At 69.8% G+C, this 12907-nt stretch carries 10 protein-coding genes and 1 tRNA gene; 9 read left to right on the forward strand and 2 right to left on the reverse strand.

What is annotated here, in order from left to right; translation table 11 throughout:
• Positions 1–69 precede the first annotated feature (69 nt).
• Positions 70–1593, forward strand: a complete 1524-nt coding sequence (locus tag AC1AYD_RS03850; RefSeq protein ID WP_476544684.1) for an ATP-dependent helicase — start codon at positions 70–72, stop codon at positions 1591–1593.
• Here the strand turns inward: AC1AYD_RS03850 and AC1AYD_RS03855 are convergent, their stop codons facing one another.
• A complete protein-coding gene (locus tag AC1AYD_RS03855) occupies positions 1594–3267 on the reverse strand; it encodes a zinc-dependent metalloprotease (RefSeq protein ID WP_476544685.1) in 1674 nt (557 codons plus the stop codon).
• A 109-nt stretch (positions 3268–3376) separates the two neighbouring features.
• Between AC1AYD_RS03855 and AC1AYD_RS03860 the strand changes: the two genes are divergently transcribed.
• Positions 3377–4264, forward strand: coding sequence for a YlbL family protein (locus AC1AYD_RS03860; protein WP_476544705.1), 888 nt, complete (start codon positions 3377–3379; stop codon positions 4262–4264).
• Positions 4265–4388: 124 nt separating this feature from the next.
• Positions 4389–4805, forward strand: a complete 417-nt coding sequence (locus AC1AYD_RS03865; RefSeq protein ID WP_476502592.1) for a DUF3052 domain-containing protein — start codon at positions 4389–4391, stop codon at positions 4803–4805.
• Between the two features lie 60 nt (positions 4806–4865).
• Here AC1AYD_RS03865 and AC1AYD_RS03870 read toward each other — a convergent pair.
• A tRNA-Val gene (locus AC1AYD_RS03870) sits at positions 4866–4939 on the reverse strand.
• Between the two features lie 139 nt (positions 4940–5078).
• Here AC1AYD_RS03870 and AC1AYD_RS03875 point away from each other — a divergent pair.
• From AC1AYD_RS03875 to AC1AYD_RS03900, 6 genes are all read left to right on the forward strand, one after another.
• Positions 5079–6944: a DivIVA domain-containing protein gene (locus tag AC1AYD_RS03875; protein ID WP_476544686.1), complete on the forward strand. Its 1866-nt coding sequence runs from the start codon at positions 5079–5081 to the stop codon at positions 6942–6944.
• Positions 6944–8125, forward strand: a complete 1182-nt coding sequence (gene dxr, locus AC1AYD_RS03880; protein ID WP_476544706.1) for a 1-deoxy-D-xylulose-5-phosphate reductoisomerase — start codon at positions 6944–6946, stop codon at positions 8123–8125. The genes AC1AYD_RS03875 and dxr overlap by 1 nt, the downstream gene beginning before the upstream one ends.
• A complete protein-coding gene (ispG, locus tag AC1AYD_RS03885) occupies positions 8125–9345 on the forward strand; it encodes a flavodoxin-dependent (E)-4-hydroxy-3-methylbut-2-enyl-diphosphate synthase (RefSeq protein ID WP_476502594.1) in 1221 nt (406 codons plus the stop codon). Before dxr ends, ispG begins: the two co-directional genes overlap by 1 nt.
• Before the next feature lie 68 nt (positions 9346–9413).
• Complete coding sequence (locus AC1AYD_RS03890; protein WP_476544707.1) at positions 9414–11174, forward strand: alpha/beta hydrolase family protein; 1761 nt, start codon at positions 9414–9416, stop codon at positions 11172–11174.
• A 120-nt stretch (positions 11175–11294) separates the two neighbouring features.
• Positions 11295–12110: a DNA repair protein RecO gene (gene recO / locus AC1AYD_RS03895; protein WP_476502595.1), complete on the forward strand. Its 816-nt coding sequence runs from the start codon at positions 11295–11297 to the stop codon at positions 12108–12110.
• 5 nt (positions 12111–12115) lie between these two features.
• On the forward strand, positions 12116–12907 hold the full coding sequence (locus AC1AYD_RS03900; protein WP_476502596.1) for an isoprenyl transferase: 792 nt from the start codon (positions 12116–12118) through the stop codon (positions 12905–12907).

Consider the following 12907-nt stretch of genomic DNA (forward strand, 5'->3'; position numbering starts at 1 on the left):
CACACTCCCACATTAGTACACGCCGACCGCGTCGCGCCCGCCCGCCGCGCGGTGTGCCACAATGAGGGCATGGACAGGCTGCTCGACGGGTTGGATGAGGCGCAGACGGCGGCGGCGACCGCGCTGGACGGTCCGGTGCGGATCGTCGCGGGCGCCGGCGCGGGCAAGACGCGCACGGTGACGCGCCGCATCGCGCACGCGTGCGCGACCGGCGCGTGGGATCCGTCGCGCACGCTCGCCGTCACGTTCTCGGTCAAGGCGGCCGCCGAGATGCGCGTGCGTCTCGCGTCGCTCGGCGTGGGTGAGCAGGTCACGGCGTCCACGTTCCACGCGACGGCGCTGCGCCAGCTGCGCCGCGTGTGGACCGACGTGTGCGACGCGCCGTTCCCGCGGCTCGTCGAGGACGCGCGCGACATCACGGCGCGCGCCCTGCGCCGCGTCGACGCGGGCGTGGACGAGGACGACGCGACGGTGCGCGCGGTGCGTGACGAGATCAACTGGGCGAAGATCTCGCTCGTCGCGCCGGACCAGGCGACGCGCGTCGCCGCCGTCACCGGCCGCTGCCGTCCCGCCGGCCTCGAACCGGACCGGTTCGCCGACGTGTACGACGCGTACGAGCGGGAGAAGACGTCGCGCGGCGAGATGGATTTCGACGACATCCTGCTGATGGCGTGCCATGTGATCGAGGATTTCGACGAGGCGGCCGCCGCGATTCGACGCTCGGTCAGATGGCTCACTGTCGACGAGTACCAGGACGTCTCGCCGCTGCAGCACCGTCTGATGCGATTGTGGCTGGGCGACAACCGCAACGTGTGCGTGGTGGGCGATCCGGCGCAGACGATTTACTCGTTCGCCGGCGCGTCCAGCTACGACCTGCTCGCCTTCGCCGACGAGTTCAAACCGCTTTCGGCCGACATCTCCCTCAACACGGACTACCGTTCCACGCCGCAGATCGTCTCCTACGCGAACCGGGTGCTCGCCGCCTCGCCGGTGAGGCACGAGTATCTGAAATTGGTCTCGGCGCGCGAAGGCGGCCGGCGCATCGAACGCACCGTGTACGAGACGGACGACGAGGAGGCGCGCGGCGTGGCCATGCGCCTCCGCCGGCTCATCGACCAGGGGGAGGACCCGGCCGACTGCGCGATCCTCACGCGCATCAACGCGCAGCAGGCCGTATGCTGCGCGGCGCTGCGGCATGCGGGGATCGGCTACCGGGTGAAGCGCGACAACGGCTGGGCGTCCGCTTCGCCGGTGGCGGACATGGACATGGCCGCGCGGCTCGCGATGGCGGAGACGCTGCGCGAGCACGACGAGGCCCAGGACGCCCGCCGGCTCGCGGCGAAGCTGGGGCGCGTGACCGTGTCCACCGTGCACGCCTCGAAGGGCCTCGAGTTCAAACACGTGTTCGTGATCGGCTGTTCGGAGGGCCTCATGCCCTACGGCTCGCCCCAGCCGGGGGATGAACTGGAGGAGGAGCGCCGCCTCATGTACGTGGCGATCACGCGCGCCGAGGACACGCTCCATGTCTCCTACGCCCGGTCCAAGGACGGCATGGGCTCCCAGTACCGTCGCTTGAGCCGTTTCCTCAGCTGATCATTCGGCCGAGGAAACGTCCGAGGGACCGTCGCCTTCCTCGCCGAGCAGCTTCGAGAGCTCCGCATCCCAGTCGGTGCCGGTGGAACCGGATCCGCCCTTGCCATCGGAAGCATCGCCCTTGCCGTCGCCGTCCTTGCCGGAATCCGCGTCGGCCGTGGCCCCCGTGGCCCCCGGCTGCGCGGCCGTGCCGTCGTCGCCGGCGAGCACGGGCAGCAGATCCGGGTGCGACCATTTCGCGTCACGCGCCTCGACGCCCTCCGCGGAGGTGATCATCTCCCACATGCCGGCCGCCTCGCGCATGCGCTTCGGGCGCAGCTCCAGGCCCAGCAGGCTTTCGAACGTGCGCTCGGCCGGGCCGCCGGTCGCGCGTTCGCGGCGCATCATCTCGCGCAACTGCTCGATATGCGGGATGTGCGCCATGCCGGCACGCCACACCACGCAGTCCACCCAGCCCTCGACCATCGCGAGCAGGGATTCGAGCGCGGCCAGCGCCTCCCGCTGCTCCGGCGTGTCCGGGATGCCGACCTTGGTGAGGTTCACCGCGCCGGAGATCGAATCCGGGTCGAGCGCGCCCGCGTCGCGCAGCTGCTCCTCCATCGCGTCCAGGTCGATGGAGATGCCGCGCGCGTACTTGCCGATCAGGGCCTCGAAGCGCGGCATCAGCCACGGCACCGCCGAATAGAGGCGCGCGTGCGCCACCTCGCGCAGGGCGAGGAACGCCATGACCTCCTCGGCGGGAATCGGGTCGGGGCGCACGATGTCGTCGAACAGGGCCTCGGTCTCGGGGTCGGAGGCCGGGTGATCGGCGGGCTTCGCCGACGTGAAGCCGATCGGGTTGGACGCGGTGCCCGCGCCGGTGCCGTTGCTGTCCGCGGTTCCGGCATCGGCGGAGCCGCCCTCGCCGTTGAGCTGCTTCGTGTACTCCTCGACGTTCTGCGCGACCAGCGCGCCCGCCGGGTTCGACAGCAGCGCAATGCCCTGGTCGAAGCCGCCGTGCACCTCGCGGCTCAGCGAGCCGGCCGCATGACCCAGCTGCATCGCGAACGACGTGTTGCCGAGCAGCTTGACCAGCTGCTTCGGGTCCTTCATGCCGTCTGGAATCGGAATCGGCACCGGGCCGGCGAACATGCCGGCGATCTCGCCGTCGAACGCGCCGCCGAGACGTTCGGAGATCACCGAGGCGAGCGCCTCGCCCATCGAGGAGGCGACCGGCGCGGCGAACTTCGCCCACGCGTCGAGCGTGTCCTCCACCCAGCCGGCGCGGGTGAGCGCCTGCGGCTCGCCGGGTGCCGGATCGAACTCGCACGCCGTGTCCAGCCACAGGTTCGCCTCGCTCATCGCACGGCGCACCGCCGCGCCCTCGGCGGCGGTGACGCTCGTGCGCGAGCCGTCCGCGTTCGCCTGCTGGAGGGCGAGCGATCGGGCGAGCTTCACGTTGATCGGCCCCTCCTCGACCACCTGGTTCATGTCGCCCATCGTGTTGAGGCCGCCCGCGGTGAACGCGGCCATCATCTGCTGCACCTCCGCCGGGTTCGGCAGGGTGCTCGGATCCTGGCTCATCAGCTGTTCGCGGATCGAATCGGGCAGCTGGGAGATCTGCTGCCACGCCATCTCGCCCTGCACCGGGCCGAAGCATTTGATCAGCCACTCGTGGATTGCGTTCTCGTCCATATGGATCCTCTTGTCTGTCGCCGTCGGGTTGCGTTTCCTGCCGTCCATATTAGGGTGTCCCGGGCATGTTTCGCGCAAAGCGTGCGCTGGTATGATGCGCGGTATGCCCATGCCTTTCCCCGATTCCCCGAACGCCGGTTCCCCGCGTGCCGGCTCCCTGCGCGCCGCGCCCGCGCGCCTCGTCCGCTACGTCCGCTCCCGCTCGCCCCGGTGGTTCGCCGGCGCGGCGGCCGTCATCCTGTGCGCGGTGACGCTGTGCCTGCCGAGCGCGTATGCGACCGAATGGCCCGGACCCACCCGCGACGTGCTCGGCGCCGTCCCGTCCGGGAAAGGCGACGCCTCCCAGGTGATCGGCGTGACCGGCATCGCCACGCACAAGGATTCCGGCAGGCTCCTGCTCGTCACGATCTCCGCGAACGGCGTGCCCGGCTATCCGCTGACCAACGCCGAAGTGATCTGGTCGTGGCTCGACCCGCAGCGCGTCGTCACGCCGCGCGAGGCGGTTGTGCCGGCCGGCCAGACCACCGACGAGTACCGCAAGGAGACGAGCAAGGAGATGACCTCCTCGCAGGATGACGCCGTGAAGGCGGCGAAGCGCTTCCTGAAGAAGAAGGGCGTCGACGTGTCCGGCATGAAGGTCGCGATGCACGTCGACGACATCGGCGGCCCGTCCGCCGGCATGATGTACACGCTCGGCCTCATCGACAAGGTCACCCCCGAAAACGAGACCGGCGGCAGGACGATCGCCGGCACCGGCACCATCGACGCGAAGGGGAAGGTCGGGCGCATCGGCGGCATCCGGCTCAAGATGATCGGCGCGAAACGTGACGGCGCCACCTGGTTCCTCGCGCCGAAGTCCAACTGCGACGAGGTCGTCGGCCACGTGCCGGCGGGGCTGCGCGACGTGAGCGTGTCCACGCTCGACGAGGCGTACGCGGCGCTCGTCGCCATCGGCGAGGGCAAGGGGGAGTCCCTGCCGCACTGCGTGGCGAAGTGAGGCGGCGGGGCGGGCGCGCGCGGCGTCGCGCCGACCGCCGCCATGCGCGCCTCGCCGCGCGTCCGTCTCATTTTTCCCCGTTTGTTAACGCTCCTGTTCGCCGTGTGTTGGTATTGTGGTCTGCGTGAATCAAACCGCATCACAGAACGCTGAGGAATTTGGGTTTAAACCCGGCGACATCGTGCAGGAATGGCTGTGGGATGACGACGTGGACGATACGATCCGTGAGAAGATCGAGAATCTGACCGGGCAGGATCTCGTCGACGAGGACTACGACTCCGCCGTGGACGGCGTGATTCTGTGGTGGCGGGACGGCGACGACGAGGACGAGCTGTCCGACACGATCGTCGACGCGTACGCCGTGCTCGGCGACGACGGCCCGCTGTGGGTGCTCACCCCGAAGCCCGGACGCGACGGCGCCGCGAGCTCCAGCACCGTGCAGTCCGCCGCGAAGACCGCGGGCATGAACGCGGCCACGCCGATTACCGTGAGCCCCGACTGGAACGGCATCCATCTGCGCGCCTACGGCAAGGGCCGCTGACGGCCTGATACGACGAAGAGGCTTGGAATCCGCATGATTCCAAGCCTCTTCGGTCGATTGTGGGCGATGAGGGGCTCGAACCCCCGACATCCACCGTGTAAAGGTGGCGCTCTAGCCGACTGAGCTAATCGCCCGCACCGCAACACCATAGCGTAACCCCCGGCGAAACACGCGAAGACGGCCGCACGCGGGGGTCCGGGCGCCCGGCCGCGTCCCAACAATCACGTAAGGTGACTGACAGTACCGTTCGTTCCTCTAGGAGGTTGATAGCCCATGGCGCAGCAATCCGAAGCCGGAATCCCCAGGGCAGGCAAGCGCAAGTGGGGCTACGACCCCGCCCAGGTGGACGCGTTTCTGGAGCGGGCGCACGCGTTGTACGACAGCGACGGCGCCCAGCTGACGCAGCGGGACATCCAGAACGTGTCCTTCGATCTGACCCGCGGCGGCTATGAGGTCGCACAGGTGGACGCGGCGCTCGCCCGCCTCGAACGCGCCGTGGTCGACAAGCAGACCACGTGGGAGATCTCCCAGCACGGGCGCATCGCGTGGAAGGCGAAGACGGAGGAGCTGTACCGCGAGATCGTCAAGCACCTCGACCGCGCCGAAGGCGAACGCTTCGGCTCCGGCAAGCCGCGCACCCCCTCCTACGACCGCAAGCAGGTCGACAGGCTCTCCGACCAGATCGCCGACAAGGCGGCCTCCGAGCTCGGGCTCGACGGCGTATCCAAGAAGGACGTGGGCGATCTCGACAAGATCACCGCGGACTTCGTCTCCAACTCCGTGTTCACGCAGCGCAAGGGCAAGAAGGGCTACGACGAGCGCCAGGTCGACTACTTCCTCAACACGTGCGCGCAGCTGCTGAGCCGTCTCGAATCCTTCGCCCGCATCGCCGACTACATCACCACCGGCGACGATGACGCCTCCGCTTCCGTGTCCGCGCAGTCGGCGTCGTCCGACGCCGCGCCGGTCGACGGCGTCGCCCCGCTGTTCTCCCCGGACGCCCAGTACCAGCGTCCGGCCGCGCCGCAGGCCGACGTCTCCGATGCACCGCAGAGCTACGCGCCGCCGGCCGTCGCGCCCGCCCCGCCCGTCGCCGCGGCCCCGGCCGTGTCCGCGCCCGTTGCGCCGGCCCGGGACGCCGCGGCCCGCGCCGAGAGCTTCGACGCGTTGAGCCAGGCCGAGCAGAGCCTGTTCACCCCGTCGCCCGAGCCGCCGGTCGCCTCGCCGTCCGTCGTGCTCGCCGGCAACGCCGCCGCGGCGTCCGTCGCGTCCACGCCGGTCGCGCCGGTCGCGTCCACGCCGGCGGTCGCCCCCGCGGTCACGCCGGTCGTGACGCCCGCCCCGGCCGCGGCTCCCGCGCAGACGATGCCGGTGCAGCCGGTGGCCGCCGCTCAGGCCACGGTCCCGGTCCAGACGGCTCCCGTACAGACGATGCCGGTGCAGACGGCTCCGGTCGAGCCGGCGGCCCCTGTCGCCCAGCCTGTCTCCTTTACGCCGTCCGCGCAGCCGGTGCATGCGGCGCAACCGGTGACTCCGGCTCCGGTCATGACGCCCGCTCCGGTGCAGACTGTTCCGGTGCAGGCCGCACCGTCCTTTGCGCCTGCCCAGACCGCCACGGCTCCTACGGCCGCGCCCGTCGAGGCTCCCGCGCAGCCGGTGCAGCCGGCGCCGTCGACGTACCCGACCCAGCCGATCAGCGTCGCGGCTGCCGCGCAGCCGGTCGCGCAGCCCGCTCCCGTGGCCTCCGCTCCCGCGACCCACGAGACGACCGCCCCGGCCCCCGCCGCGGCCGCCGAAACCGAGCCCACCACCGGCTCCTTGGCCGCCTTGGCCCATATGGCCGCGGTCTCGCAGGAGTTCCCGGCCATCGACGCGCCGTCGTTCACGCCGCAGATGCCGCGCCTCGACATCCCGTCCGTGACGTCCTCGCAGGCTCCGGTCGCGGCCCCCGCGCCGGCGCCCACCCGTGCGTCGCACGCGGCGCATGCGGCCCACGCCGCGCCGGCCCAGACCAATCCGGCCCCGGCCCCCGCGGTCCAGGCCAACCCGTTCTCGTTGCTGTCCACCGACGACGGCAACCTCGAAATCCCCAACCTGTCGTTCCCGGGTCTCGGCAACGACGAAAAGAAGCAGCAGTGATCCACAGCAACACCGTCGTCATCCTGGGCTCCACCGGCTCCATCGGCACCCAGGGACTGGACGTCATCTCCCGTCACCCCGAACGTTTCACCGTCGTCGGACTCGCCGCCGGCGGCGCGCACATCGACCTGCTCGCGCGGCAGGCCGCCGAGTTCCACGTGCCGCAGGTCGCCGTCTTCGACGAGACGAAGGCGGCCGCGCTGCGCGAGGCGCTCGAGCAGGCCGGCGCGAAGCACACGCAGGTGCAGGCCGGACCGGACGCGGTCATCGCGATGGCCGGCTCCGGCGCGAACGTCGTGCTCAACGGCATCACCGGCTCGATCGGCCTCGAACCGTCGATCGCCGCGCTGAGGGCCGGCTCGCAGCTCGCCCTCGCCAACAAGGAGTCCGTCGTCGCCGGCGGCCACCTGCTGTTCGGCGCGCAGACGCGCGAGGACCAGATCAACCCGGTCGATTCCGAACATTCCGCGATCTGGCAGTCGCTGCGCTCCGGCACGCACGCCGAGGTGGCGCGCCTCGTCGTCACCGCGTCCGGCGGCCCGTTCCGCGGCATGAAGCGCGACCAGATGACCGATATCACGCCCGAGCAGGCGCTCAACCACCCGACGTGGAACATGGGCCCGGTCGTCACCATCAACTCGTCCACGCTGATGAACAAGGGACTCGAGGTCATCGAGGCGTCCCGGCTGTTCAACATCCCGCCCGAACGCGTCGCCGTGACCGTGCACCCGCAGTCCATCGTCCATTCGATGGTCGAATTCGTCGACGGCGCGACCATCTGCCAGGCCTCCCCGCCGGACATGCGCCTGCCGATCGCGCTCGGCCTGTCCGCGCCGGCGCGCATGCCGAACGTGGCCGCCGCGTGCGACTGGACGAAGGCCGCCTCGTGGACGTTCGAGCCGCTCGACGACGAGGCGTTCCCCGCCGTCTCCCTCGCGCGCCACTGCCTCAACGCCTCCGAGAAGCACACGGCGGTCCTCAACGCCGCCAACGAGCAGGCCGTGCACGCGTTCCTCGAACATCGCCTGCCCTACCTCGGCATCGTCGACACGGTCAGGGCCGTGCTCGACCTGATGGACGCCGAGCTGCGCGGCGACCCGCTGTTCCGTGACGTGGAGGAAATGGAACAGCTCGAACGCGAGGCCCGCGCCAAGGCCGACGAGCTGATAGACAAGCAGTGATGAATACGTTGAATACCGTGAACCCCGTCAACAAACCGTTCCGCAAGACCGGCGACCCGGTCGAGCTGACCAGCGAGTCGCCGCTCCACCCGCGCCGCAAATCCCGCCGCATCATGGTCGGCCCGGTGCCGGTCGGCGGCGGCGCGCCCATCTCCGTGCAGTCGATGACCAACACGCTCACCGCGGACGTGCCCGCCACGCTCCAGCAGATCGCCGAGCTCACGGCCGCCGGCTGCGACATCGTGCGCGTCGCCGTCCCGAGCCAGGACGACGCTGACGCGCTGCCCGAGATCTGCCGCAAGTCGCCGATTCCGGTCATCGCCGACATCCACTTCCAGTCGAAGTACGTGTTCCAGGCGATCGACGCCGGCTGTGCGGCCGTGCGCGTCAACCCGGGCAACATCCGCAAGTTCGACCAGGTCGGCCCCGACATCTGCAAGGCCGCGACCGACGCGGGCATCTCCCTGCGCATCGGCGTGAACGCCGGCTCGCTCGACAAGGAGCTGTACGCCAAGTACGGCGGGCCGACCCCCGAAGCGCTCGTCGCCTCCGCGTTGAAGGAGGCCCACATGTTCGAGGACGTCGGCTTCCACGACTTCAAGATCTCCGTCAAGCACCACGACGTGATCACGATGGTCCAGACCTACCGCCTGCTCGCCTCCAAGGGCGACTGGCCGCTGCACCTCGGCGTCACCGAGGCCGGCCCGCAATGGCAGGGCACCATCAAGTCGTGCCTCGCGTTCGGCGCCCTGCTCGCCGAAGGCATCGGCGACACGATCCGCGTCTCCCTCTCCGCCCCGCCCGTCGAAGAGGTGAAGGTCGGCTGCAAGCTGCTCGAATACATGGGCCTGCGCCCGCGCAAGTTCGACATCATCTCCTGCCCGAGCTGCGGCCGCGCCCAAGTGGACGTCATCCAGCTCGCCTCCGCCGTGACCGACGGCCTCAAGAACGTTACCGCGCCGATTCGCGTGGCCGTCATGGGCTGCATCGTCAACGGCCCGGGCGAGGCGCGCGAGGCCGACCTCGGCGTCGCCTCCGGCAACGGCAAGGGCCAGATCTTCATCAAGGGCAAGGTCATCAAGACCGTGCCCGAGGACCAGATCGTCGAAACGCTGCTCGAGATCGCCAACGACATGGCCGCGAAGATGGAGGCCGCGGGCCAGGTGCCCGACGGCTCCACCGGCCCGGTCGTCGTGCCGATCCAGCATCCCGGCCACTGAGCCGGACGCGGGGGAGCGGCGTGACGCGCGACGAGCATGCATCGGACAGCACTGACGCGACACGGGAGATGCCGTGGTCGCGATGGCGCAGGCTGTCCGTCAGCCTGCCGATTTTCATCATCCTGATCGGCCTGCTCGTCTCCGTGTCGAACCTCACCACCGTGCCGTGGGACAACGAACCGACCGGACGCACTGTCGCGACGCTCACCGACGACACGTCCGTCACGTTCGACGGCGCGTCGGGCGGCGCCGCGACAGGCGCCGCGACGACCGCCGGCGAAGGCGCGTACGACGTGAGGGAGTCGGCGGTCTCCATCACCGTGCGCCGCGACGGCACGCAGGTCGGCGGCGCACGCCGGGTGAAGGTCGACGCCGCCGCGGACTCGACGTGGCGCGTGCACGGCGACGGCGACGGCGAGACACAGGACGTGACCGTGCTCATCCGCCGACCGGCCGGCGCGGCCGGCAAACGCCCCGGCATCGTGTTCATGCACGGCGCCGGCTTCGGCACCGCCTACAACTCGTTCGGTGACATGGCCACGGCGCTCGCCTCGGCCGGTTTCGTCACCGCCGTCATCGACAAGCCCGTCTGGTCCACCACCGACATCACGCGCGACTATCCGGCCTCCGCGCGCGTCTACGACGCCGCGATCGGCCTGCTGCGCGCGCGGAGCGACGTGGACGCGGCCAAGGTCGGCATCTACGCGACCAGCGAATCGACGTGGATCTCGCAGTACCTGCTCGCCGACGATCCGGACGTCGCGTTCCAGATCCTCCTGTCGCCGATGGTGTTCACGCCGCGCCGCTCGCTCGGCTTCTTCGTCTCCCAGGACTTCGCGCTTGTCGGCGCGAACGACGGCTACCAGTCGATCGTGCGTCGCGTGTTCAACGCGGACACGGCGCTGTTCGGCCTGCACAACTTCGACCTCGACCTGCCCGAGACATCCGCGTACGCCATACCCACGCTCATCGCCTACGGGTCGAAGGACGTGATGACCGCGCAGGTCGACGGCGTCACGCACATGCTCGCCCTCGCCCACGCGGCCGGCAACAAGGACGTGACCGTACGCAGCTACCCGGTCGCCAACCACGTGCTGCGGCTCGGCGACGAGGCGGAGACCGGCACCAAATTCGCCGACGCCTACGTGGACGACGTGATCGCCTGGGCGTCCGGCACCGCCGCGGGACTTCGCCAGACATCGGAACGCGTCGCCGGCGACACGATCTACCAGTCGATCGCCGTGCCCGACGACCTCACGCCGCGACGCTCGCTCACCATCTACGGTACGGTGCTGCACGCGGGCATGCTCGTGCTGCTGCTGGCGACGCTCGTCGCCTGGCTTATCGCGCTGGGCCGGCGCATCGCGTTCCGATTGCGGCGGCGCAACCGGGGCGTGCGCTACCCGGGGCTCGGATTCCGGCACGGATTCGGCAACGCGCTCGTCACGCTCACCGTCACCACGATGGCGACGCTCCTCCTGTTCGCCGCCGGCCTCGGCCAGGTGGTCATGGCCGTGGTCAGACTCGCCTGGGGTGCCGCGCCCGACGAGGAGCCGGGCATGATCTGGTGGAGCTGGCCGGTCATCGAGATCGTGTGCACGCTCGTCGTCTGGGCGTGGTCGCGCGTGTTCGCGCGGCTCATCGAAGTCGCCTCCCGGCGCGGCGTGCTGCGCTGGCCGCCCCGGCGCGACGCCATCCACGGCATCGTGACCGGACGCGAACCGGTGCTCGCCGACACGCGCTTTGGACGCGTCCTGTTCTGGCTCACCGCCGTCGCCATGCTCCACGTCCTCTTCTTCTTCGCCTTCTGGGGCCTCTTCGTCTACTGATGTGTTTCTTTCTCTGGTTTCTCTCTGGCTCCCCCTTGAGGGGGAGCTGTCGGTGAAGCCGACTGAGGGGGTGTCCCGGCCGTACGTCGCCGGTCACACGTCGCACCATAATGGGGAACCATGCCGCTGTATCGAGACGAAGGGGTGGTGCTGCGCACCGCGAAACTCGGCGAGGCCGACCGGATCATCACCCTGCTCACCCGCAACCACGGGAAGATCCGCGCCGTCGCCAAAGGCGTGCGCCGCGTCAAATCACGCTTCGGCGCACGCCTCGAACCGTTCATGCGCGCCGACCTGCTCATCGCGCAGGGCCGTTCGCTCGACGTCGTCTCCCAGGCCGAATCCGTCGCCGCCTACGCCGAACCGATCTGCGCCGACTACGACGCGTACACGGCCGCCAACGTGATCGTCGAGACCGCCGACAAGATCGTCGGCGCGGAGGAGGAGCGCGTGGCCGGCCAATACCGGCTGCTCATCGGCGCGCTGAACGCGCTCGCCAAGCACGCGCACGCCTCCGACCAGATCTCCGCCTCCTACGTGATGCGCGCGCTCGCGCTCGCCGGCTGGTCGCCGCGCCTGCACGCGTGCGTCGTCTGCGGGCAACGGCGTTTCACAGATGGTTTCACAGGCGGTTCCACGGAAGGCGGCACGGCGGAAACCCAGCAGCCGCAACGTTTCACGGACGGTTTCACGGGCGGCCTTTCCGCCGGCGTGTACCTGTCCATCCCCGCCGGTGGCCTCATGTGCGCGAAGGACCACACGCCCGAGGCGAAGTGCATCACGCCGCTCGCGCTCGCCCAGCTCGAGGCGCTGACCGACGGCGACTGGACGGAGCTCGACGGCCGCGGGCTCCTGCCCGAGACCGCGCGTCTCGTGGAGGATTGGGCCGAGTACTATCTCGAGCGCCCGCTACGTTCCATGCGACTGCTAGATTGACAGACATGGCTTTCGAAAACGTGGACTACACGTCGCTGAACATCCCGGCGGCCCCCTTCTCCGACCCCTCCCGCATCCCCGACTTCCCCAAGGGCAAGGTGCCCCGCCACGTGGGCGTCATCATGGACGGCAACGGGCGTTGGGCCAAGGAGCGCGGCATGATCCGCACCAACGGCCACCAGGCCGCCGAACCGGTCGTGTTCGACACGATCGCCGGCGCGATCGAGGCGGGCGTGCGCTACCTGTCGCTGTACACGTTCTCCACCGAGAACTGGAAGCGCAGCCCGCAGGAGGTGCGCTTCCTCATGGGCTTCTCGCGTGAGATCATCCACCGCCGCGTCGCGCAGATGGACGAGTGGGGCGTGCGTGTGCGCTGGTCCGGCCGCCGCCCGAAGCTGTGGAAGTCCGTCATCGACGAGCTCGAGGTCGCGCAGGAGCGCACGAAGCACAACAAGGTCATCGACGTGGTGTTCTGCATCAACTACGGCGGCCGCGCCGAGATCGCCGACGCCTGCGCCGCCATCGCGAAGGACGTGCGCGATGGGAAGATCAGCGGCGACCGCGTCACCGAGAAGATGATCGCCGACCACCTCTACCTGCCCGACGTGCCCGACTGCGATCTGGTGATCCGCACCTCCGGCGAGCAGCGCACCTCGAACTTCCTGCCCTGGCAGGCCGCCTATGCCGAGCTCGACTTCGTGCCCGAGCTGTTCCCCGACTGCGGCCGCGAGGTCCTGTGGCGCTCCATCGACCACTACATCCACCGCGATCGCAGGTTCGGCGGCGTGAAGAAGTGA

It is taken from the genome of Bifidobacterium sp. LH_426 (assembly GCF_056356875.1).